Origin of the sequence: Streptomyces sp. NBC_01304, assembly GCF_035975855.1 — a bacterium.
GTDB lineage: Bacteria > Actinomycetota > Actinomycetes > Streptomycetales > Streptomycetaceae > Streptomyces.
Genome location: NZ_CP109055.1, coordinates 1,796,508 through 1,817,786 on the forward strand (window position 1 = coordinate 1,796,508; position 21,279 = coordinate 1,817,786).

Sequence of the window (21,279 nt, forward strand, 5' to 3'; positions counted from 1 at the left end):
GCCGGCCGCTCAGCCCCGATAGGTCTCCAGGAGCCGCAGCCACACCTCGCTGATCGTGGGGTACGCGGGTACCGCGTGCCACAGCCGCTCGATGGGCACCTGCCCGGCGACGGCGATCGTCGCCGCGTGCAGCAGTTCGCCCGCGCCGGGGCCGACGAAGGTCACGCCGAGCAGCACCTCGCGCTCGGTGTCGACGAGCATGCGGGCCCGGCCCGTGTAGCCGTCCGCGTACAGGCCTGCGCCCGCGACGCCGGCCATGTCGTAGTCGACGGCCCGCACCGGCAGGCCGGCCGCCTCGGCCTCGGCGAGGGTCGGTCCGACGGAGGCGGCCTCCGGGTCGGTGAACACCACTTGGGGCACGGCGAGGTGGTCGGCGGTGGCGGCGTGCGCGCCCCACGCGTCGGACTCCATGACCGGAACTCCCTGCGCGCGGGCGCCGATCGCGGCACCGGCGATGCGCGCCTGGTACTTGCCCTGGTGCGTGAGCAGGGCGCGGTGGTTGACGTCGCCGACCGCGTACAGCCAGTCGGAGCCCTCGACCCGGCAGCTGTCGTCGACATCCAGCCAGGAGCCGTCCTCGATGCCGACGGTGTGCAGGCCGATGTCGTCGGTGCGCGGGGCGCGGCCGGTGGCGAAGAGCACTTCGTCGGCCTCGACGCGGGTGCCGTCGGCGAGTTCGACGGTGACGCCCGCCCCGTCGCGTACGACCGATTTCACCGACGCGTTAGTACGTACCTCCGCGCCCGCTTCCCGCAGCGCGTCCGCGATCAGTTCGCCCGCGAAGGGCTCCATGCGGGGCAGCAGTCCGTCGCCGCGTACGACCATCGTGACCTGGGAGCCGAGGGCCTGCCAAGCCGTCGCCATCTCGGTGCCGACGACGCCGCCGCCCACGACCACCAGACGGCCGGGGACGGCCTGCGCGCTGGTCGCCTCGCGGCTGGTCCAGGGCTTCACCTCGGCGAGTCCCGGCAGGTCGGGCAGGACGGCGCGGGTGCCGGTGGAGACGACGACGGCGTGCCGGGCGGCGAGGGTGTGGTGCTCGCCCTCGGGGCCGGTGACGGTGACCGTCCGTGGTCCGGCGAGGCGGCCGTGGCCGCGGTAGATGCGGGCGCCGATGGAGTCGAGCCAGCCGACCTGGCCGTCGTCCTTCCAGTGCGAGGTGTAGTAGTCGCGGTGCGCGAGGACCGCCGCCGCATCGAGCGGGCCCTGCACGGCCTGGCGCAGGCCGGGCACCTTGCGGGCGTCGGCGCGGGCGATCACGGGGCGGAGCAGGGCCTTGCTCGGCATGCATGCCCAGTAGGAGCATTCACCGCCGATCAGCTCGCTCTCCACGATCGCGGTGGACAGGCCCGCGGCCCGGGTGCGGTCGGCGACGTTCTCGCCGACGGGCCCGGCGCCGAGGACCACTACGTCGTACTCGGTGGGTGCTGTGTGTGCCTGTGCCATGGGTGCAAGTCTTCCCGCATGTGTACGCCGGGGCCACAGGGGCAGCCGCATCAGTGGCCCGGGACCCATCCCGGAATACGCCGCCGCCACGCACCGTTGTGCGGGCGGTACGTCCGCAGGCCCCCACAGAGGTAGGTAAACGTGAGCACCCAGGAACTCACCAAGCAGAACTTCGACGAGATCGTGTCGGGGAACGAATTCGTCCTGATCGACTTCTGGGCGGAGTGGTGCGGTCCGTGCCGCCAGTTCGGCCCGGTGTACGAGGGCGCCTCGGAGCGCCACCCGGACCTGGTCTTCGGGAAGGTCGACACGGAGGCGCAGCCGGAGCTGGCGCAGGCCTTCGGGATCCAGTCGATTCCGACGCTCGCGATCATCCGGGACAAGGTCGCGATCTTCGCGCAGCCCGGCGCGCTGCCCGAATCGGCCCTGGAGGACGTCATCGGGCAGGCGCGCAAGGTGGACATGGAGCAGGTCCGCAGCGCGATCGCCGCCGAGCAGGCGAAGAAGGACGGTCAGGCGCCCGAGGGCGGTCAGGCGCCGTCCGGCAACGGCTCGGCGCAGGCCTGAGGGGGAACGGCTAGAACGGGTAGCCCGCCACGTCGCCGCGCACCGTCGTCCAGCGCAGTTCGGTGAAGGCGTCCAGGTTGGCGTCGCCGCCGAAGCGCGCGCCGGTGCCGGTGGCGGCGACGCCGCCGAAGGGGGCCACGGCCTCGTCGTTGACCGTCTGGTCGTTGATGTGGGCGATGCCCGTCGGGATGCGGTCGGCGAGGGCCAGGCCGCGTGCCGTGTCGCGGGTGACGATGCCGAGCGACAGGCCGTACGGGCTGGCGGCGGCGAGCGCGGCCGCCTCGTCGAGGGTGGTGAAGGGGCGTACCGGGGCGACGGGCCCGAAGACCTCCTCCGCGTAGGCGGGGGTGTGGTCGTCGACGTCGGCGAGGACGGTGGGCCGGTAGAAGAGCTCGCGGTGGCTGCCGCCCGCGACGAGCTTGGCGCCGCGCGCGGTGGAGGCCTCCACCAGGCCGTGCACCTTGGCGAGTTGGGCCGCGTCGATGAGCGGGCCGAGGTGGACCTGCTCGGTGTGCGGGTCGCCGACGGCGAGGGAGTCGGCCTTCGCGGCGAGGCGGGCGACGTACTCGTCGTAGAGCGAGGCGTGCACCAGGTGGCGGCCCGTGGTCATGCAGATCTGGCCCTGGTGGAAGAAGGAGCCCCAGGCGGCGGTGGAGATCACCGCGTCGAGGTCGGCGTCCTCCAGGACGATCAGGGCGGAGTTCCCGCCGAGTTCGAGGTGGGCGCGCTTGAGGTGGCGGCCCGCGGCCTCACCGACCTTGCGGCCGGCGCCGGTCGAGCCCGTGAAGGAGATCACCGGGACGAGCGGGTCGGCGACCAGTGCCTCCCCCACGTCGGCCCCGCCGGGCAGGACGTGCAGCAGCCCCTCGGGCAGTCCGGCCTCCGCGAACACCGCCGCGAGGAACAGCCCGCCGCAGACCGCGGTGCGCGGATCCGGCTTGAGCAGGGCCGCGTTGCCGAGGGCCAGGGCCGGGGCGACGGAACGTATCGCCAGAATCAGCGGCGCGTTGAACGGCGCGATCACCCCGACCACCCCCACCGGGACGCGGCGCGTGTACGAGAGCCGGGGCGCCTCGCTCGGCAGCACCTGCCCGGCCGGGCGGGAGGCGAGGGCGGCGGCCTCGTAGCACTCCTGGGCGGCGACGTGCAGTTCGAAGTCTGCCTTGCCGGAGATGGAGCCCGACTCGCGGATCAGCCAGGGCCGCAGTTCGTCGGCGTACTGGGTGAAGAGGTCGCCGGCTCTGCGCAGGACTCCCGCGCGGACGAAGTGCGGGGCGGCGGCCCAATCGGCCTGTGCGGCACGGGCGTTGGCGGCGGCGGGCGCGAGGTCGTCGGCCGAGGCGAGGGTGACCGTGGCCAGCGCGCTCCCGGTGGCGGGTTCGGTGACGGCGTACTCACCGCCCGAAAGACTGCGGGGCTGCCAGGTCTTCGGGTCGAGCAGGGGCATGCCAGGTCTCCGATCGCTGAGGGTCAGCGCGCTGGTTGGGGGGCCGCGTGCACGTTTGGTTTAGCGTGCAACATCGTAGTGCGGCGGTACGGGAAATGAGTCGCCGCCGACAGTGCCGCTCGGGCCCAACTTCCCATGTTCGCCGGGGAGTTGCACCCGAGTCGTCCGCGGCGCCCGATCAGTGCCCGCTCAGCTCCCGCTCAGGTCTCGCCCCTCAGCGCTCCAGGACGAGCGCCAGCCCCTGCCCCACGCCGATGCACAGCGCCGCGAGCCCGGTGCCGGACCCCGCCGCCTTGAGCTGGTGGGCGACCGAGCCGGCCAGGCGGGCGCCGGACGCGCCGAGCGGGTGGCCGATGGCGATGGCGCCGCCGCGCGGGTTGACCACGGCAGGGTCGAGGTCCGGCCACTCGGCGAGGCAGCCCAACGACTGTGCGGCGAACGCCTCGTTGAGCTCGAAGGTGGTGAGGTCGGCGAAGGTGCGGTCCGCCTTGGCGAGCGCGCGCCGGACCGCCTCGACCGGGCCGAGGCCGAACAGGTGCGGCTCGATGCCGCTGACGGCGTTCGCCCGCACCCGGGCCAGGGGTTCGCGGCCGGTGGCGGCGAGGCCCTCCTCGTCGACGAGCAGCAGGGCCGCGGCGCCGTCGTTGAGCGGGGAGGCGTTGCCCGGCGTGACGGTGCCGCCGTCCTTGCGGAAGGAGGGCTTCAGCTTGGCCAGGGCGTCGAGGGACGTGCTGTCGCGGATGCACTCGTCGCGGGTGAGGTCGATGCCGTCGTACGTCACGACCTCGGCGTCGTAGTCGCCCGCGGCCCATGCCGCCGCGGCCTTCTGGTGGCTGGCCAGGGCGAACTCGTCCTGCTGCGCGCGCGTGATCTTGTGCTTGTCCGCGACGAGTTCGGCGCCCTCGCCGAGCGCCACCGTCCACTCGGCGGGCATCAACGGGTTGGTCATGCGCCAGCCCAGCGTCGTCGAGTGCAGCTGCTGGTGGCCGGCCGGGAAGGCGCGTTCGGGCTTCTGCAGCACCCAGGGGGCGCGGGACATCGACTCGACGCCGCCCGCGATCGCGATCGAGGCGTCGCCGAGGGCGATGGCGCGGGCCGCCTGGATGACGGCCTCCAGACCCGAGCCGCAGAGGCGGTTGACGGTGACGCCCGGCACGGAGACGGGCAGGCCGGCGAGCAGGACGGCCATGCGGGCCACGTCCCGGTTGTCCTCGCCCGCGCCGTTCGCGTCGCCGAAGACGACGTCGTCGATGCGGGACGGGTCGAGGTCCGGGGTGCGTTCCACCAGGGCTCGGACGACGTGGGCGGCGAGGTCGTCGGGGCGTACGGAGGAGAGGGCTCCGCCGAACTTGCCGATCGGGGTGCGGACGGCGTCGACGATGTACACGTCGCGTGTGGCGGGGCTGGTCATCTCTGCTCCTGGGCTTGCTGGGTCCCTGACCGGGCTGATCTTCTCCCCTCCCCGCCCCTTCCCGAAAGGCTGCCGCCAGCTTCAAAGATTGTCCTCAAACGCCGGACGGGCTGATTTATGCCGGCGGCAGCCTTATGTCGAGTCCCGCGGGACCGCCGTGGCCACCATCAGGTCGTGCACCTCCAGCGGCCCACCGGGGTCCCGCACGACCCGGTCCACCAGCTCCGCGAGCCGCTGCCCCGACGGAAGTTCCAGGTGGACCGTGCTCAGCCGGGGCCGCAGAAGGCGACCGAGCAGAAGGTCGTCCGCGCCGATCAGCGCGGTCTCCTCCGGGACGGAAACGCCCGCGTCCTGCAGCGCACGCATCAGCAGCATCGCGTACTCGTCGTTGTACGCGAACACCGCGTCCAGGCCCAGACCACGCCACCGCCCGGCCAGCTCGGCCGCGGACTCCTCGGTGAGCTCGAGAGGCACCGGCACGACCTGCGCACCCGTGCCCTCGGCCGCCGCCCGCACACCCTCGAGGCGCGGCCCGGCGAAGATGTCCAGGCCCGCCTCCACCGGCACGACCACGCCGATCCGGCGCCGGCCCCGCTCGATCAGGTGCCGGCCCGCGCACTGCCCGACCTCGCGCTGGTCCATGAGCAGGGTGTGGGCGCCCTCGACGCGCTCGGGCCCGAGGGTCAGCACGGCCTTGGCCCCGGCACGCTTCAGGACGCCGACGCCGCGCGGGCCCAGGGAGCCCGCGCCCGGGATGAGGACGGCGACCGGGCGGAGTTCGGCCCAGGCGCGGGCGGCCTCGTCGCCGCTCATGCCGACGCTGCCGTACTGCACCACCGTGTAGTCGAGGCGGCGCAGCGCCCACTGCAGCTCGTTGAAGAAGTGGCTGTAGAGCGGGCCGACCGGGATCTGCGCGGTCGGCATGAGCACCATCCGGCTGTGCCCGGCGCGCAGGCTGCGGGCCGCGGCGTGCGGCACATAGCCGAGCTCCTCGGCGGCCTCGCGCACCCGGCGCCGGGTGGGCTCGCTGATGCGTACGGCGGTGGTGTTGTTGAGGACGTACGAGACCGTCGCACGCGAGACCCCCGCGGCGCGCGCCACGTCGGCGCTCGTGGGCACCGGCCGGTGCGCCGACGGCCGGGCCGGCCCCGACGGGGTGGCCCCGTGCTCCGGTGGGTCTGCGATCTGCTTCGTGGTCTGCTTCGGTATGTGCGCCATGACGTGCCGCATCTTTCCAGACGGCACCGACAGCGCGCCCGGCAGGACCTGGCCGGCCGGGAACTCCCTTGCGACCGTGCCGAATTGTGCGTACCACAAGGCGCTACTGACAGGTAACGTGCGGACGTACCGGCAGACCCCCGCCCGAGAGGTGTCCCGTATGAGCCCCGACCGTGCCGCAGGACTGGCGCAGACCGCCAGGTCCCTCGCCGACGGTGAGACCTCGTCCCGTGCGCAGGTGGAGCAGGCGCTCGCCCGGATCGAGGCCTCGCAGGACTCGTTGAACGCGTTCCGGCTGGTGCGGGCCGAGGCCGCGCTCGCCGAGGCGGAGGACGCCGACAAGCGTCTCGCCGCCGGCGAGCGGCTGCCGCTGCTCGGGGTGCCGATCGCCGTCAAGGACGACATGGATGTGGCGGGCGAGCCGACGGCGTTCGGCTGCCGCGGGGACTTCCCGCGCAAGACCGAGGACGCCGAGGCGGTACGCAGGCTGCGCGCGGCCGGCGCCGTCGTCGTGGGCAAGACCAACAGCTGTGAACTGGGGCAGTGGCCCTTCACCGAGGGCCCGGCCTTCGGTGACACCCGCAACCCGTGGAACACCCGGCACACGCCCGGGGGTTCGTCGGGCGGTTCGGCGGCGGCCGTCGCGGCGGGCCTGGTGTCCGCGGCGCTCGGCTCGGACGGCGCGGGCTCGGTGCGGATCCCCGCCGCCTGGACACATCTGGTCGGCATCAAGCCGCAGCGCGGCCGCATCTCGTCGATGCCGGATCCGGAAGCCTTCAAGGGCATCACCGTGAACGGGCCCCTCGCGAGGACGGTCGAGGACGCGGCGCTGCTGCTCGACGCGGCCAGCGGCAGCCACCCCGGCGATCTGCACAAGCCGCCGCCGGTCGAGCTGGCGGCGGCGGCCCGGCGCGAGCCCGGGCGGCTGCGGATCGCGGTGTCGTTGAAGATGCCGTTCACCGCCACCCCGAAGCGGCTCACCCCGGTGGTCCGGGCGGCCGTCCTGCAGCTCGCGGACAAGCTGGCCGCGCTCGGCCACCACGTCGAGGAGGCCGACCCGCACTACGGGCCGATCGGGCTGACCTTCGTGCCGCGGGGCACGGCGGGCATCGCCGAGTGGGTCGACCGGGTGCCCGACCCCGCACTGCTCGACCCCCGCACCCGGGAGGCGGCCCGGCTCGGGCGGCTGCTCGGCGGGGCGCCGCTGCGGCTCGCCCGGCGCGCGGAGGCGCGGCTGCACCGGCGAGTGGGCGCGATCTTCCACTCGTACGACGTGGTGCTCGCCCCGACGACGGCCACGCCGCCCCCGCGGATCGGCACCATCGCCAAGATGAACGGCTGGCGCACCGACCGGGCGATGATCGCGGCCTGCCCGTACGCCTGGACGTGGAACGTGCTGGGCTGGCCGGGCGTGAACGTACCGGCGGGGTTCGCCCCGGGTGAACTGCCGCTGGGCGCCCAGCTGTTGGGCCCGGCCAACAGCGAACCGCTGCTCGTGTCGCTGGCCGCGCAGCTGGAGGCGGAGCTGAAGTGGTACGAGAGGCGGCCGGCGCAAGCCACGTAGGAGTCGACCGCACGCCTCAACCGTCGTAAGCGGCCGTCACATACACGGTGCGCGGCGCCAGATACTCCACGATCATCACCACCGTGCCGGTGTCGATGCGGTCCTTCGCCGACGCCGGATAGGCGAGGAAGGCCTCGGCGCCGCCCCGGACGCGGACCATCACCTCGCCGACGAGGCCCGGCCCGACCGTGCCTGTCACCCGGCCCATCAGGCCCACCATCGACGCGTCGTCCACGCTCACACTGTACGGCGCCCGCCGCGGCGGTGACCCGGTGAGCGCGGGCCGCCGTCAACGCGCGTCAAGAATGCGCTAATTGGGCGTCAGGGGATTCACCGGGACGCAAGCCAGGAGGACACTCCCCTTCATTCGGTGCCGAGCGGTGGCATCGGGCCAAAGGGGGAGAAGGCCGTGGTCTTCGGAGTAGTCGCGGGAGTCGCGCTGGGCGCACTCCTGGTTCTGATCGTTCTGTTCAAACTGATGTGGCGGGTCGCGGAACCCAATGAGGCCCTGATCATCTCGGGGTCCAAGCACCGCACCGAGGGTCTCGGTGAGGGCATGGGATTCCGTATCGTCACCGGGCGCGGCACCCTGGTCATCCCCGGGGTGCAGGCCGTGCGGAAGCTGTCGCTCGATCTCAACGAGACCGATCTGTCGGTCGAGTGCGTCACGCACCAGGGCATTCCGCTGAAGATCCGGGGCGTGGTCATCTTCAAGGTCGGCGACGACTTCGTGTCGATCGCCAACGCGGGGCGCCGCTTCCTCGACCAGCAGAAGCTGATGGCCGAGCGGGTGCACAACGTGTTCGCGGGTCATCTGCGGTCCATCGTGGGCGGGTTGACGGTCGAGGACATGATTCGCGACCGGGACAAGCTCACCGGGCAGACGCGCTCCGCGTGCGGCACCGAGATGGAGAAGCTCGGGCTGATCGTGGACTCGCTGCAGATCCATGAGATCGACGACCCGACCGGGTACATCAAGAACCTCGCCATGCCGCACGCCGCGGCCGTCCACCGCGACGCCCGGATCGCGCAGGCCGAGGCCAACCGCCTCGCCACCGAGGCCGAACAGGCCGCCGCCGCCCGGATGTCGGAGGCCACCCGGGACAGCGAGATCCTCCAGGCCGGCTATCAGGCGGAGCGCGACAAGGCCGCCGCCAGTTCCCGGCAGGCGGGCCCGCTCGCCGACGCGGCGGCCCGCCAGGAGGTCGTCGTCCAGGAGACCCGCGTCGCCGAACTCGAGTCGCACCGCCGCGAGCAGCAGCTCCAGGCCGACGTGCGCAAACCCGCCGACGCGGCGGCTTACGAGACCCGTACCCGCGCCGACGCCGACCGCGACGCCCGGGTCTCGGCCGCCCAGGCGAAGGCCAAGGAGACCGAACTGGCCAGCGCCGCCTCCGCCACCGCGACCCGGCTGACGGGTGAGGCCGAGGCGGCGGCCACCGAGGCGCGCGGGCTCGCCGCGGCCGCCGCGGTGAAGGCGAACGGTCTCGCCGAGGCGGACGCCATCAAGGCCCGGGCCCAGGCCCTCACCGAGAACCAGGAAGCGGTCATCGCCCAGCAACTCGCCGAGAAGTGGCCGGAGATCGTGGCTGCCGGGGCGGGCGCCTTCGACAGCATCGACCACATGGTGCTGCTCAATGGCGCGGACGGGATGTCGGACCTGTTCACCAAGGCGCTGACGATGGGCGGCACGGGGCTCGGGCTCGCCCGGCAGTTGCTCGGTGCCATGAACGGGCAGCCGGACGGCCAGTCCCCGAACGGCACCAAGGCGGTCGGTCTGCCCGCGCAGCAGGCGCCGGCTCCGCCCAGGTCGGAGCGCATCGCCGTCGGTGGCGACGACGAGGTCAAGCCGGACGAGACCATCAAGCCCGGCTGACGCGACGGCGGGCGCGCACCCTTGGCTCAGCCCCGGCTCGGCCCTGGCTCACCCTTGGGCGAGCGTCCGCCACAGCTGCGGGTCCTCGAAGTTGAGGGCCCACAGCGCGGTGTTGGCCACGCCGTACTTGCGCAGGACCGGCAGGTGCGCGGCCGTTCCGCGGGCGTCCTGGTACCAGACGGTGCGGCGCACCTTGCCCTCCTTGTACGTGAAGTGCGGCGTGCGCGAGACGGGATCGAGGCTGTAGGGCGCCTTGACCTTGCGGCGCAGGGCCTCGGCCTCCTGCGACGTCACGTGCCGGGCACGGCCCTTGGCGCCGACGGCCCAGTCCCAGCCGTACGCGGGCAGCGCGAGCTCGATCTTGCGCCTGGGCACGAGCTGCGTGGCGTTGGCGAGGATCTCCTCGTACCAGGCCGGGCTGGACAGCGGTCCGGGCGAGCCCATGGACCAGTGCAGGTTGTACGCCATGATGCGCAGCCGGTCGGCGGCCGCGCCGATGCGCCGGTAGTCCCACATCCGGCCGTTGCCCTTGGTCTGCGGCGTGACGGTGATGACGCAGGTCCGGCGCTCGGTGTGCAGGGCCCGGCACAGCTCCTCGACGAAGGTGGCGTATCCGGCGCGCAGTCGGCGCAGCGTGGCGGCGTCGAACGTACCGACGGACTCGAAGATGGATTCGTAGTCGATGTCGATGCCGTCGTAGGCGTGGCTGCGGGCGAGGGCGGTGAGGGCCCTGATGTGTTCGGCCCGGCGGGCGGGCGTGGTGACGAGGGAGGCGAGGACTCCGGGCTTCATCGGGTCCGTCACCGTCGGCACGACCTTGATGCCCGCGCGGTGCAGCCCGTCGATGACGCGCCTCTCGCCCGCGCCCTTGTGCCCGGAGATGCGGGTCCCGGTCTTCGCCTGGTACCAGAAGGGGCTGACGGTGTGCAGCTGGTCCTTGTGGCGCAGTGCGGCGCGGTACGCGCCTTCCTGGTCCCAGTACGGGAGCCAGGCGGAGACCGTGCGCGGGGCGGGGGCCGCGAGAGGCGCGGGCGGCTCCTGTTGACGGTCCGTACGGTCGACCGCGCGTGCGGCGGGCAGCGCGGTGAGGGTCAGGCCCGCGGTGGCGAGGACCGCCAGGGCGCGCAGGGTGTTGCGGAGGGTCGCCATGGACCGAGCCTGGGGTCCGCGCGGCAGCCCCGCGCTGTGGGCTGCTCCAGACAGACCCCGGCCCGACCGTCCGAGTGCCGCGCCGGCGTCAGTCGCTCACGCCGGTCAGAGCCGTGCACGACACCTTGTGGTAGTCGCGCACGAACTGCGCCGGGTCCCGCCAGCCCGGCACCAGCTTGTCGACCTCCGGCCAGTTCTTCGCCTCGATGGCGCGCAGCGCCTGGATCTTGTGGTCGTAGAACGCCGTCATGCCCGCTTCCGTGGCGCAGCCGTTCTTCAGGTCTCCCTTGCGGTCCAGGGTCGAGTTCTTGACCACGTCGGAGTACGCGACCAGTCCCTCGCACATCCTGACCCGGGTGTCCTCGTTGAACGCGGGGTCGCTGTAGAGCATGTTGCGGGCCTCGCGGTAGGCCGAGTTGTTCCCGCGCCAGTCATAGGGCTGCATGGACTGCCACGAGTCGAAGGCCGTGTACCAGTCGGCCTCGTGCTCGACCGGTTCGGCGGGGCACATCGCGGCGAAGGCTTCCTGCGCCATCCGCTGCTCGTCGTCGTCGGCAGGTGCCGCCGTCGCCGCCTGGGCCGGCAGAACGGCCAGTGCCAGGGCCGCCGTGAAGGCGGCGGCAGTTGACCGCAGGGCGGTGGCGGGGCGGCCTCGTGTCACGAACATCGTCATTCGCTTTCTCCCGTCGGGTTCAGCGTCATGACTTTCACGCGGGTGGCAGTGGATCAAGCGACACACCACGCCGGTCACCGTTCCGGCGGGTGCCCCCGCGCTGCGAAGTACCCGGGGCAGGCCCTAGCCTGACCGCGTGACTGCCTTCACTGATGATTCCCGCATGCCCGAAACCCCTGGCCAGGATGGTGCCTTCGCGACCTGTGAGTGCGAGGCGCAGGAGGTCGGCACGGTCCGTACGGAGTACTCCCCCGCGCACGACGGAGACCCGGACCCCGGCGAGATCGTGTGGACCTGGGTGCCGTACGAGGAGAACGACGGCCGCGGCAAGGACCGCCCGGTCCTCGTCGTCGCCCGCGAGACCGGGGGCACGCTGCTCGCCGTACAGCTCTCCAGCAAGCGGCACGACCAGGACCGCGAGTGGGTGGCCCTCGGCAGCGGGCCCTGGGACAGCTCGGGGCGCGACTCGTGGGTGGACCTGGACCGGGTCCTTCGGGTGCACGAGCGGGGGATGCGACGGGAGGCCTGCGCGCTGGATCGGGGCCGCTTCAATCTCGTGGTGCTGCGGCTTCGTGAACGGTATGGCTGGCGCTAGGGCCTGTCTTCAAACTCCCGCCCCTCCGGCGTTTGAGGAGCGGGGTCCGGGGCGGAGCCCCGCGTCGTACAGCACGCCGGGCTGCACGACGCGCCGGGGTCAGCCGGGAAACGCCGCCTCGAACGCCGCCCTCGTCACACCGCCCCGGTCGAGCACCCCGAACACCACATGCTCGAACCGCCCCGCGAAGCGTCCCCCTTCGGTGAGCAGCGCCCGGAACGCCTCCGCCACCTGCGCCGGATCGTTCTGGAACACCCCGCAGCCCCACGCCCCGAGCACCAGCCTGCGATACCCGCACGCCGCCGCCGTCTCGAGCACCCGCTCGGCGCGTGCGGCGAGCGCGGCCGGGATGCGGTCGGCCAGCTCCGGGGTGCGGCGTGCGATCACCCCCGCGTTCGGCGCCGGTGAGGTGAGGAAGCCCGCCTCGTACGGCACGTCCAGGAGGCGGCCCCGGTCGTCGCGGAAGACCGGGACGCCCGGCGAGTGGATCACGCGGTCCGAGTAGAAGGGGTCGCGCTCCGCCCGGTGGTGGTCGTAGAACTCGGGCGCCCGCAGCAGGCACGCATACAGCGCCGAGCCCCGGCAGAGCGCCTCCTCCTGGGCCTGCGCCCCGTTGAGGTAGCCGCCACCGGGATTGCGCGCCGAGGCGAAGTTGAGCACGGCGACCGGTCCGGGCCCCTCGCCCACCGCGCCCGGCCCGGACGCCTCGCCCGCCAGCCTGCGCGCCGCCTCCAGGCTGCTCTCGCCCGTCACCTCGATCACCGTGGTCACGGGCGCCGCGGCGGGCACCTCCACCGGGTCGGGGCCGAACATCCTCGTGCCGCCCAGGGCCGCCGCGACGCCGGCCGCGAGCGTGACCGCGCGGCCGTCGGAGGCGACGTACCCACCCGCCTCGACGATCTCTTCCGTGTGCTTCGCCACAGCCCGCAGCCGTGCGCTCATGATCTCTCCCCCGTCACCTGCATGAACGCATCGTGTGCTGCGCAAGTCCGGTGCCGCAACAGACTTTTCCCACCCCAGGGGCACTCTTGTGCGAACGCCTCGAAGGGTCTTGGGTGGACCGGGTGTGCACAACTCGGGCCATCCGTACCCGTGTTGTGCACACGCACAAAACGCACAGTCCATTGGTTCTCGACAGGAGGATCCGGCCATGAAAGAGGCCGACTGTACGGAGCTCGCCCCGGCCGTCACGCAGGCCGAGGCAGAAGCTCTGGTGCATGGCATCTGCTTCAAGACGGGACCACCCCGCACCCTCGGTGTGGAGGTGGAGTTCCTCGTCCACGAGCTGCGGCTGCCGCGGCTCCCCGTCCCTCCCGACCGGCGCGCCGCCGCACATGCCGCACTGCGCGCCCTGCCCCTCCGCTCGGCCCTCACGGTCGAGCCCGGCGGCCAGCTGGAGCTCAGCTCGCTGCCCGCCGCCTCGCTCACTCAGTGCGTCGACTCCGTATCCGCCGACCTCACGCAAGTGCGCGGCACGCTCGCGGAGTTCGGCCTCGGCCTCACCGGGATCGGCCAGGAGCCCTGGCTGCCGCCGCGCCGGGTGCTGCACGAGCCGCGCTACGACGCGATGGAGCGCTGCCTCGACCGGGCGGGACCCGCCGGCCGGGCCATGATGTGCTCCACGGCGTCCGTGCAGATCTGCCTGGACGCGGGCCACGAGGAGCCGGGACCGCTCGGACACGGGCGGCGCTGGCAGATGGCGCACCTGCTCGGCGCGGTCCTGGTCGCGGCGTTCGCCAACTCGCCCTTCGAGCAAGGCCGTTCGACCGGCTGGCGCTCGACCCGGCAGGCCCGGTGGGCGGCGATCGATCCGGGCCGCTCGGCCGCGCCGCCGCCCGGCCCGGAGCCACGGACCGCCTGGACGCGGCACGTCCTGGACGCGCCGGTGATGTGTGTGCGCAGCGACGACGGACCGTGGCCGGTGCCGCAGGGCCTGACCTTCCGCGAGTGGGTGCGCACCGGCCGGCCGCGGCCGCCGACCCGCGCGGATCTCGACTACCACCTCACGACGCTGTTTCCGCCGGTACGTCCCCGGGGTCACCTGGAACTGCGGATGATCGACGCCCAGCCGGGCGAGGACGGCTGGCAGGTTCCCCTGGCCGTCGTGGACGCGCTGTTCGACGACCCCGAGGCGGCCGAGCGGGCCTACCGGACGGTCAAACCCCTGGCCGAGCGTGCCAGTTGCGCGGCGCCGGACAACCCGCTGTGGCGGTCCGCCGCACGCGACGCCCTGACCGATCCGGAGCTGCACGAGGCCGCCGTCGGCTGTTTCGCCGCGGCCCTGGACGCCCTGCCCCGGCGGGGCGCGTCGGCCGCGCTCCGCGACGCGGTCGGCGCCTTCGCCGAACGTCATGTGTCGCGCGGCCGCTGCCCGGCCGACGACCTGCTCGACCGGGCCCACGGGAGGCAGCCGTGACCCGACACCCCGTACGAGAACCGTGGGAGGCACCCATGACCGCACCCGAGGCCCCGGCCGACCCGGCCCTGCTCCGCGAGCGTGCCCTGGTGGCGCTCACCGCGGCGCGGGCCCGGACCCGGCTGCTCACCACCTGTGTGGACGATGCCGAACTGACCGCGCAGCACTCGCCGTTGATGTCGCCCCTGGTGTGGGATCTGGCGCACATCGGCAACCAGGAGGAGCAGTGGCTCCTCCGTGCCGTCGCCGGGCGGGAGGCCATGCGGCCGGAGATCGACTCGGTGTACGACGCCTTCGAGCACCCGCGCGCCGAGCGCCCCACGCTGCCGCTCCTGACGCCCGCCGAGTCCCAGCGCTATGCCGCCGACGTCCGCGGCAGGGTCCTGGACGTCCTGGAGCGCACCCCGCTGCACGGCGCCGGACCGCTGACCGACGCGGCCTTCGCCTTCGGGATGATCGCGCAGCACGAGCAGCAGCACGACGAGACGATGCTCATCACGCATCAGCTGCGGCGCGGCCCGGCCGCCCTCACCGCTCCCGAACCACCGCCGTCGAAGGGCCTGCCGACGCCCGAAGTACTCGTCCCCGGCGGTCCGTTCACGATGGGCACCTCCACCGAGCCGTGGGCCCTGGACAACGAGCGGCCCGCGCACCGGCGTGACGTGGCGGCGTACTGGATCGACACGACACCCGTCACCTGCGGCGCGTATCTGAACTTCATGGCCGACGGCGGGTACACGCAGTCCCGCTGGTGGGACCCGGCCGGCTGGGCGCACATCACCGAGCACGGCATCCGGGCCCCGCTGTTCTGGCGCGAGGAGGGCGGGCAGTGGCTGCGGCGCCGGTTCGGGGTGACCGAGCCGGTGCCGGTGGACGAGCCGGTGCTGCATGTGAGCTGGTACGAGGCCGACGCCTACGCCCGCTGGGCGGGGCGGCGGCTGCCCACCGAGGCCGAGTGGGAGAAGGCCGCCCGCCACGACCCGGCGACGGGCCGCTCGCGCCGCTATCCGTGGGGCGACGCGGACCCGACGCCCGCGCACGCCAACCTGGGCCAGCGGCATCTGCGGCCGGCCCCGGCGGGCGCGTACGAGGCGGGTGAATCCCCGTACGGGGTGCGGCAGTTGATCGGTGACGTGTGGGAGTGGACGGCCTCGGACTTCCTGCCGCACCCGGGGTTCGTCGCCTTTCCCTACCGCGAGTACTCGGAGGTCTTCTTCGGCCCCGGCCACAAGGTGCTGCGCGGCGGGTCGTTCGCCGTGGACCAGGTGGCCTGCCGGGGCACGTTCCGCAACTGGGACTATCCGGTGCGCCGGCAGATCTTCTCCGGGTTCCGCACGGCGCGGGACGCCTCCGTCGAAGAGGGGGCCCGCTGATGTGCCGCCACCTGGCCTTCCTCGGCCCGCCCGAACCGCTCGGCGAGCTCCTGGTGCGGCCGCCGCACGGCCTGTACCGGCAGGCCTGGGCGCCCCGGCACCAGCAGCACGGGACGGTCAACGCCGATGGTTTCGGGGTGGGTTGGTACGCGGACGGCGATCCGGTGCCGGCCCGCTACCGCCGGTCCGGGCCGATGTGGGCCGACGCGTCGTTCGCCGATCTGGCGCGGGTCGTAAGGAGTGGGGCCATGCTCGCCGCGGTGCGGGACGCGACGGTGGCGGGGGCGGACGGGGAGGCCGCGGCCGCGCCCTTCGCGTCGGGGCCCTGGCTGTTCAGCCACAACGGGGCCGTCACCGGCTGGCCCCGCTCGCTGGCGGAGCTCGCCCGTGAACTGCCGCCCGAGGAGCTGCTCCGCCTGGAGGCACGCTGCGACGCGGCCCTCGTCTGGGCGCTGGTGCTGCACCGTCTGAGGACCGGCGACGAGGGCCCGCAAGCCCTCGCCGACACCGTCCTCGACATCGCCGCGGCAGCCCCCGGCTCCCGCCTCAACCTCCTGCTCACCGACGGCGAGACCATCGTCGCGACCGCCTGGGGCGACACCCTCTGGTACCGCGCGGAGCCCGACCGCCGCACGGTCGTCGCCTCCGAGCCCTACGACGACGACCCGCACTGGCACGAGGTCCCCGACCGCACCCTGCTCGCCGCGAGCCGCACCGATGTGCTGCTCACCCCGCTGAAGGACCTCGACGAGGCCCGCGTACCCCTTGCACCGCTCGCACCACTGAAGGAGACCCTCGCGTGAGCCCGTTCCTCGTCACCAGGACCCTGCCCGAGGACGCCACCGACGCCGACCTGCGCGCCGACGTCCTCGCCGGCCTGACCCAGAGCCCCAAGACACTGCCGCCGAAGTGGTTCTACGACGCCCGGGGAAGCGCGCTGTTCGAGCAGATCACCGCCCTGGACGAGTACTACCCGACCCGCGCCGAACGCGAGATCCTGCTCGCCCGTGCCGACGAGATAGCCGCCGCGACGGGGGCGCGGACGCTGATCGAGCTGGGCTCGGGCTCCTCGGACAAGACCCGGCACCTCCTCGACGCGCTCACCGATCTGCAGACGTACGTTCCCGTCGATGTCAGCGAGACCGCCCTGCGCCAGGCCGGGCACGGTCTGATCGCACAGCGCCCCGCCCTCCAAGTGCACGCCCTGATCGCCGACTTCACCCGGGGACTGGCCCTGCCGGACACTCCGGGGCCGCGGCTGCTCGCGTTCCTCGGCGGCACGATCGGCAATCTGGTGCCCGCCGAACGTGCCGCGTTCTTCTCGTCCGTACGTTCCCTGCTGGCGCCCGGCGACTCGTTGCTGCTCGGCACCGACCTGGTGAAGGACGAGGCCACGCTGGTCGCGGCGTACGACGACGCGGCCGGGGTGACCGCGGAGTTCAACAAGAACGTCCTGAGCGTCATCAACCGCGAGCTCGACGCCGACTTCGATCCGGCGGCCTTCGACCACGTCGCGCACTGGGACAGGGAGCAGGAGTGGATCGAGATGCGGCTGCGGGCGCGTACCGCGCACACCGTGAAGATCCCGTCCCTCGACCTGGCCGTGGACTTCGCGGCGGGCGAGGAGTTGCGCACGGAGGTGTCGGCGAAGTTCCGTGAGGAGGGGATCTGCGCCGAACTCGCCGCCGTGGGCCTTGAACCGGTGAAGTGGTGGACGGACGAGGCGGGACGCTTCGCGCTGTCGTTGTTCCGGGCGTGAACGGCCGCGCAGGGAGCTGATGTTGAGGTCATTTCGCCCGAGGAGCCCCTGAATCAAGGCTTCCTCAGGTCGAGTGCCTCGGTGATCCGGCGCGACGCGGTCTTCGCCGTGCGCGCCGGGTCGCCCCCGGTGAGGACCTCGGTCATCCACGCCTTGATCGGGTTGTCCTCCTCGACGGCCGCCCAGCGCGGCGAGTTGGGCGTGGCCCGGCCCCGGGCGGCACCCTTCGCCATGGCCTCGACGCCGGGTTCACCCGCCACGACGCCGGCCAGGGTGGTCTTGTTGGGCACATAGTTCATGGACCGGGCCAGCTCGGTCTGCCACTTCTTGCCGGCGAGGGCCGCCACGACGTCGACGGCCGCGTCCCGCTCGTCACTGCGTTCGGGCACGACGAGGTCGGAGCCGCCGGTGAAGACGGCTCCCGGCCGGCCCTGCCGCTTGCCGGGGACCGGGAAGAAGCCCAGCTTCCCCTTCAGGTCGGGGTTCTTCTCCTCGATGAGGCGGGCCGCCCCCGGTACGGAGACGATCTGGGCGACGTCGCCCTTCGCGAACACCTCGGCCTGCGGCGGGGTCTCCTCGTCGGCGTCCTCGGGTCCCTGGCCGAGCGCCTGCAGCCGCCGGTAGAAGTCCATGGCGCGCAGCGCGGCGGGGCTGTCCAGGCTGCCCTTCCACACTCCGCTGTGCTCGGTGGCGAGTTCGCCGCCCTCCTCCCAGATGAACCCGGAGAGCGTGTACCAGTCCTGCCCGGCGAGGTAGATGCCTTGGTTTCCGCCGGAGTTGAGGCGTCGGGTGTACGCCAGCCACTCGTCGTACGAAGCGGGCGGGCGCTTGATGCCGGCCGCGGTGAAGAGGTCCTTGTTGTAGATGACGACGCGATTGGCGGCGTACCAGGGGATGCCGAACTGCTTGCCGTTGAAGCTGCCGGGCTCGGCGAGTCCGGGCACCCAGTCGTCCATGCCGAAGTCCCGCAGGGACTCGAGCGAGAGGTCCGCGAGGCCGCGCTGGTCGACGTACTGGGCGACCTGGGTGTTGCCGACCTCGATGACGTCCGGGGCGTCGGACGCGGCGTCGGGGTCCTCGCTCACTCCCGGGTCCGGCGTCGCGAGGGCGGCCGACACCTTCTTGCCGATGCCGCTCCACTCCTGGATCCGGATGTCGAGGTCGACTTCGGGGTGCCGCTCCTCGAACCAGGCGCTGAACTTCTCGATGAAGCCCTGCGAGGCACTGTCCTTCATCAGCCACACGGTGACGGTGCGCTGCCCGGAGTCGTCGGCGTTGCCGGGCAGGAGGCCGCAGCCGCCCAGCACGGCGACGGACGACAGGGCCAGACAGACGGCGAGGAAGCGCTGTTTCACTGGGGGTCCACCTTCGGGATGCGGGCACGGAGGATCGCCCGAGGTGGGGGTCAAGCGGTCAGCGCTTGTTCGGGTGTGGTGGCTGGATTTTGGTATGGACCAATGGGTCGGTCAAGGGGTTGGCGTGTCATGTCCCAGCTATTGGACGAGTCCACCGCCTCGCGCACCGGGGCCCGCTGGGGCACGGTGGAGTGACCGCCGGACGGGCGGCCAGGAGCCAGAGCAAGGGAGTGCGAGCCCTATGTCCGATCACACCTACCGGGTCACCGAAATCGTCGGCACGTCGCCGGACGGCGTGGACCAGGCCATCCGCAACGGCGTCGCGCGCGCGTCGCAGACGCTCAGGGGGATGGACTGGTTCGAGGTCACCCAAGTACGCGGTCACATCGTGGACGGCGCGATCGAGCACTACCAGGTGGGGCTGAAGGTCGGGTTCCGGCTGGAGGACAACGACCAGGTCTAGGCAGCCGGGGTTCGGCCGGCCGCAGGCGGCCGAAAGGCGGCCGGCCGAAGGCAGTTGGGGCCGGGGTCAGGTGCGGCCCTCGCGCTCCTGGGCGTCCTTCAGGGCGTCGGAGGAGTGCGCCCAGCGGGCGCGTACGACCTTGAAGCCCGCCTGCTCGACGGCATCGCACACGAGCTCGTCGTCGTCCACGAGCATGCGCACCTCACGGCCGCGGGCCAGCCGCCGCAGGACCTCGACCTTGGTCAGGCGGGCCGGCCTGCGGTCGTTGTCGCGCCGCATCCACAGGCGCCCCGCGGGCAGCCCGTGCCGCTCCAGCCAGTCGAGCGTGTCGGCCCGGCACCGCTCGGGGCGCCCGGTCAGGTACTGGATCTCGCAGTCCTCGGCGCTCCTGCGCACCAGGTCGACGCCCTCGGCGAGCGGCGGGTCGTCGGGGGCCGCCCCGAAGAACCCGTTCCAGTCCCGCGGCTTGCCCTCCAGGAAGTGCTGGCGGTGGGCCGTGTCTGCAAGGGTGTTGTCGAGGTCGAAGAGGGCCAGAGGTGGCTTGGGTGCGGCGTCCATGACCTCAGCCTACGGTCGGCCGTACCCCAGTCGACGCGACGGACGGAGGCCGAAGCCGATGCTGCCGAGCTCGGACGAGATGCTGCGCTGGATCGCGGCGATCACGGAGCAGGGCGTACGCAGGCCCGGCTACCCCGCGGACGACTGGACCTGTGACTGGGCGGCCCGGCGACTGCGGGACCTGGGCCTCGGCGTCCGTCTGGAGCCCCTCGACACGCCCCGCTGGCGACCGCACTCGGCAAGCCTGCGGGTCGCGCTCGACGCCGATCCCGGGCGCGCGGTGGAACTGGCCGGGTTCCCGCTGCCGTACACCGCGGCGACCGCGGGGGTGACGGCCCCTGTCCGACGCCTCGGGGAGAGCGGCGGCCCCGGCTGTCTCGTCGTCGACGAGCTGGCCTTCTCCGAGCTGCGCCAGTCGGAGGTACGCGACCTCGCCACCGCCGTGCACGACCCCGAGGGCGCCTTCGACGAGCTCACCCAACTGCTGCCGTTCGGGCCGGGGTTGACGGATGTGCTCGGCCCGGCGCGGGCGGCGGGGGCGACCGGGTTCGTCGGCGCGCTGACCGGCGTCCCGTGGGACACCCGCGAGTACTACGTTCCCTACGACGCGGAGCCGCGGCCCCTGCCCGCGGTCTGGATCTCGGGCTCGGACGGACGCCACCTCCTGGAACTGCTCGACGCGGGCCCCTGCACCGGAACCCTGACGGTCGACGCGAGCACCGACACCGTGACCACCCACAACGTGGTCGCCACCCTGCCCGGCGCCTCCGGGCACTGGGCCGTCGTGGCCTCCCACCACGACGGACCGTGGGCTTCGGCGGTGGAGGACGGCACGGGCATCGCGATGGTCCTCGCGGCGGCGACGTACTGGGCGGAGATCCCGGCGCCGGACCGCCCGCACAACCTGCTCTTCCTCCTCGCCTCCGGCCACATGGCGGGCGGCGCCGGCACCCGCGCCTTCATCGACGCCCATCGCGGGCTCCTGGACGACGTGGTGGTGCAGCTGCACCTGGAGCACGCGGCGCGGCGCTGCGAGACGGTGGACGGGAAGCTGGTGCCGACCGACGACCCGGAGGTGCGCTGGTGGTTCACGAGCCGCTCGCCCCGGCTCGAATCGCTGGTGGCGCGGACACTGCGGGCCGAGGACCTGCGCCGTTCCCTGGTCCTGCCACCGGACGTCTTCTCCCCGATGCCCCCGACGGACGGCGCGTTCTTCCACCCGGAGGGCGTCCCCCTGGTCCACTTCCTGTCGGCCCCGCCGTACCTCTTCGACCCGGCGGACACCCTGGACAAGGTGGATGCGGCGGGGCTGGAGTCGTTGGTGAGGGCTTCGGTGCGGATCGTGGAGGGCACGAAGGGCTGGACGCCGGACTCGGCCCGGGTTTGATCATTCAGCCCGTCCCCGAGGG

Annotated in this window: 20 protein-coding genes; 10 read left to right on the forward strand and 10 right to left on the reverse strand. The window is 72.8% G+C overall.

What is annotated here, in order from left to right:
• Positions 1-9: 9 nt before the first annotated feature.
• Entirely contained in the window at positions 10-1,446 is a 1,437-nt protein-coding gene (locus tag OG430_RS07880; protein ID WP_327351705.1) for a dihydrolipoyl dehydrogenase family protein, read from the reverse strand.
• A gap of 141 nt (positions 1,447-1,587) precedes the next feature.
• On the opposite strand from OG430_RS07880, the gene OG430_RS07885 reads away from it, so the two are divergent.
• Positions 1,588-2,013 carry a thioredoxin family protein gene (locus OG430_RS07885; protein ID WP_327351706.1) on the forward strand — a complete coding sequence of 142 codons (426 nt, stop codon included), beginning with the start codon at positions 1,588-1,590 and terminating at the stop codon, positions 2,011-2,013.
• 10 nt (positions 2,014-2,023) lie between these two features.
• Here OG430_RS07885 and OG430_RS07890 read toward each other — a convergent pair whose 3' ends face one another.
• The 3 genes from OG430_RS07890 to OG430_RS07900 all read right to left on the reverse strand — a co-directional run bounded on the left by OG430_RS07890 (position 2,024) and on the right by OG430_RS07900 (position 6,101).
• The gene (locus OG430_RS07890; protein ID WP_327351707.1) at positions 2,024-3,460 is read right to left on the reverse strand and encodes an aldehyde dehydrogenase family protein; all 1,437 of its coding nucleotides are present in this window, start codon (positions 3,458-3,460) and stop codon (positions 2,024-2,026) included.
• Positions 3,461-3,674: 214 nt separating this feature from the next.
• Entirely contained in the window at positions 3,675-4,871 is a 1,197-nt protein-coding gene (locus OG430_RS07895) for a thiolase family protein (protein WP_327351708.1), read from the reverse strand.
• 132 nt (positions 4,872-5,003) lie between these two features.
• Positions 5,004-6,101, reverse strand: a complete 1,098-nt coding sequence (locus OG430_RS07900) for a LacI family DNA-binding transcriptional regulator (protein WP_442816446.1) — start codon at positions 6,099-6,101, stop codon at positions 5,004-5,006.
• Between OG430_RS07900 and OG430_RS07905 the strand changes: the two genes are divergently transcribed.
• Positions 6,088-7,653 carry an amidase gene (locus tag OG430_RS07905; RefSeq protein WP_442816447.1) on the forward strand — a complete coding sequence of 522 codons (1,566 nt, stop codon included), beginning with the start codon at positions 6,088-6,090 and terminating at the stop codon, positions 7,651-7,653. The two genes, OG430_RS07900 and OG430_RS07905, sit on opposite strands and share 14 nt — an antisense overlap.
• A 16-nt stretch (positions 7,654-7,669) precedes the next feature.
• Here the strand turns inward: OG430_RS07905 and OG430_RS07910 are convergent, their stop codons facing one another.
• Complete coding sequence (locus OG430_RS07910) at positions 7,670-7,894, reverse strand: hypothetical protein (protein ID WP_327351710.1); 225 nt, start codon at positions 7,892-7,894, stop codon at positions 7,670-7,672.
• 168 nt (positions 7,895-8,062) lie between these two features.
• Between OG430_RS07910 and OG430_RS07915 the strand changes: the two genes are divergently transcribed.
• Positions 8,063-9,529 (forward strand): flotillin family protein, encoded by a 1,467-nt coding sequence (locus tag OG430_RS07915; RefSeq protein WP_327351711.1) that lies wholly within the window; start codon positions 8,063-8,065, stop codon positions 9,527-9,529.
• 48 nt (positions 9,530-9,577) lie between these two features.
• On the opposite strand, the gene OG430_RS07920 is transcribed toward OG430_RS07915, so the two are convergent.
• Both OG430_RS07920 and OG430_RS07925 read right to left on the reverse strand, forming a co-directional pair.
• Entirely contained in the window at positions 9,578-10,678 is a 1,101-nt protein-coding gene (locus OG430_RS07920; RefSeq protein ID WP_327351712.1) for a glycosyl hydrolase family 18 protein, read from the reverse strand.
• 88 nt (positions 10,679-10,766) lie between these two features.
• Positions 10,767-11,351, reverse strand: coding sequence for a hypothetical protein (locus tag OG430_RS07925; protein ID WP_327351713.1), 585 nt, complete (start codon positions 11,349-11,351; stop codon positions 10,767-10,769).
• Between the two features lie 136 nt (positions 11,352-11,487).
• On the opposite strand from OG430_RS07925, the gene OG430_RS07930 reads away from it, so the two are divergent.
• Positions 11,488-11,946 carry a type II toxin-antitoxin system PemK/MazF family toxin gene (locus OG430_RS07930; protein WP_327351714.1) on the forward strand — a complete coding sequence of 153 codons (459 nt, stop codon included), beginning with the start codon at positions 11,488-11,490 and terminating at the stop codon, positions 11,944-11,946.
• A gap of 99 nt (positions 11,947-12,045) precedes the next feature.
• Here OG430_RS07930 and OG430_RS07935 read toward each other — a convergent pair whose 3' ends face one another.
• Positions 12,046-12,888, reverse strand: a complete 843-nt coding sequence (locus OG430_RS07935) for a TIGR02452 family protein (protein ID WP_327351715.1) — start codon at positions 12,886-12,888, stop codon at positions 12,046-12,048.
• A gap of 208 nt (positions 12,889-13,096) precedes the next feature.
• Between OG430_RS07935 and egtA the strand changes: the two genes are divergently transcribed.
• From egtA to egtD, 4 genes are read left to right on the forward strand one after another with little or no spacing between them, the layout of a single operon-like run.
• On the forward strand, positions 13,097-14,362 hold the full coding sequence (gene egtA / locus OG430_RS07940; RefSeq protein WP_327351716.1) for an ergothioneine biosynthesis glutamate--cysteine ligase EgtA: 1,266 nt from the start codon (positions 13,097-13,099) through the stop codon (positions 14,360-14,362).
• A gap of 35 nt (positions 14,363-14,397) precedes the next feature.
• Positions 14,398-15,735, forward strand: coding sequence for an ergothioneine biosynthesis protein EgtB (egtB, locus tag OG430_RS07945; protein ID WP_327351717.1), 1,338 nt, complete (start codon positions 14,398-14,400; stop codon positions 15,733-15,735).
• Complete coding sequence (gene egtC / locus OG430_RS07950; protein WP_327351718.1) at positions 15,735-16,538, forward strand: ergothioneine biosynthesis protein EgtC; 804 nt, start codon at positions 15,735-15,737, stop codon at positions 16,536-16,538. The genes egtB and egtC overlap by 1 nt, the downstream gene beginning before the upstream one ends.
• Entirely contained in the window at positions 16,535-17,494 is a 960-nt protein-coding gene (gene egtD / locus OG430_RS07955; RefSeq protein WP_327351719.1) for an L-histidine N(alpha)-methyltransferase, read from the forward strand. Before egtC ends, egtD begins: the two co-directional genes overlap by 4 nt.
• Before the next feature lie 53 nt (positions 17,495-17,547).
• Here the strand turns inward: egtD and OG430_RS07960 are convergent, their stop codons facing one another.
• Positions 17,548-18,849, reverse strand: coding sequence for an extracellular solute-binding protein (locus OG430_RS07960; RefSeq protein ID WP_327351720.1), 1,302 nt, complete (start codon positions 18,847-18,849; stop codon positions 17,548-17,550).
• Between the two features lie 241 nt (positions 18,850-19,090).
• Between OG430_RS07960 and OG430_RS07965 the strand changes: the two genes are divergently transcribed.
• Complete coding sequence (locus tag OG430_RS07965) at positions 19,091-19,312, forward strand: dodecin (protein ID WP_327351721.1); 222 nt, start codon at positions 19,091-19,093, stop codon at positions 19,310-19,312.
• 66 nt (positions 19,313-19,378) lie between these two features.
• Here the strand turns inward: OG430_RS07965 and OG430_RS07970 are convergent, their stop codons facing one another.
• Positions 19,379-19,870, reverse strand: a complete 492-nt coding sequence (locus OG430_RS07970) for a phosphatase domain-containing protein (protein WP_327351722.1) — start codon at positions 19,868-19,870, stop codon at positions 19,379-19,381.
• Positions 19,871-19,928: 58 nt separating this feature from the next.
• On the opposite strand from OG430_RS07970, the gene OG430_RS07975 reads away from it, so the two are divergent.
• A complete protein-coding gene (locus OG430_RS07975; RefSeq protein WP_327351723.1) occupies positions 19,929-21,257 on the forward strand; it encodes a M28 family peptidase in 1,329 nt (442 codons plus the stop codon).
• Positions 21,258-21,279: the final 22 nt, after the last annotated feature.

Excerpts from the sequence above, each read along its gene's own strand:
- OG430_RS07880 (WP_327351705.1), bottom strand. The coding sequence starts at position 1,446 with ATGGCACAGGCACACACAGCACCCACCGAGTACGACGTAGTGGTCCTC.
- OG430_RS07890 (WP_327351707.1), bottom strand. The coding sequence starts at position 3,460 with ATGCCCCTGCTCGACCCGAAGACCTGGCAGCCCCGCAGTCTTTCGGGC.
- OG430_RS07895 (WP_327351708.1), bottom strand. The coding sequence starts at position 4,871 with ATGACCAGCCCCGCCACACGCGACGTGTACATCGTCGACGCCGTCCGC.
- OG430_RS07905 (WP_442816447.1), top strand. The coding sequence starts at position 6,088 with ATGACGTGCCGCATCTTTCCAGACGGCACCGACAGCGCGCCCGGCAGG.
- OG430_RS07900 (WP_442816446.1), bottom strand. The coding sequence starts at position 6,101 with ATGCGGCACGTCATGGCGCACATACCGAAGCAGACCACGAAGCAGATC.
- OG430_RS07920 (WP_327351712.1), bottom strand. The coding sequence starts at position 10,678 with ATGGCGACCCTCCGCAACACCCTGCGCGCCCTGGCGGTCCTCGCCACC.
- OG430_RS07925 (WP_327351713.1), bottom strand. The coding sequence starts at position 11,351 with ATGACGATGTTCGTGACACGAGGCCGCCCCGCCACCGCCCTGCGGTCA.
- OG430_RS07935 (WP_327351715.1), bottom strand. The coding sequence starts at position 12,888 with ATGAGCGCACGGCTGCGGGCTGTGGCGAAGCACACGGAAGAGATCGTC.
- egtA (WP_327351716.1), top strand. The coding sequence starts at position 13,097 with ATGAAAGAGGCCGACTGTACGGAGCTCGCCCCGGCCGTCACGCAGGCC.
- egtB (WP_327351717.1), top strand. The coding sequence starts at position 14,398 with ATGACCGCACCCGAGGCCCCGGCCGACCCGGCCCTGCTCCGCGAGCGT.
- egtC (WP_327351718.1), top strand. The coding sequence starts at position 15,735 with ATGTGCCGCCACCTGGCCTTCCTCGGCCCGCCCGAACCGCTCGGCGAG.
- OG430_RS07965 (WP_327351721.1), top strand. The coding sequence starts at position 19,091 with ATGTCCGATCACACCTACCGGGTCACCGAAATCGTCGGCACGTCGCCG.
- OG430_RS07970 (WP_327351722.1), bottom strand. The coding sequence starts at position 19,870 with ATGGACGCCGCACCCAAGCCACCTCTGGCCCTCTTCGACCTCGACAAC.
- OG430_RS07975 (WP_327351723.1), top strand. The coding sequence starts at position 19,929 with ATGCTGCCGAGCTCGGACGAGATGCTGCGCTGGATCGCGGCGATCACG.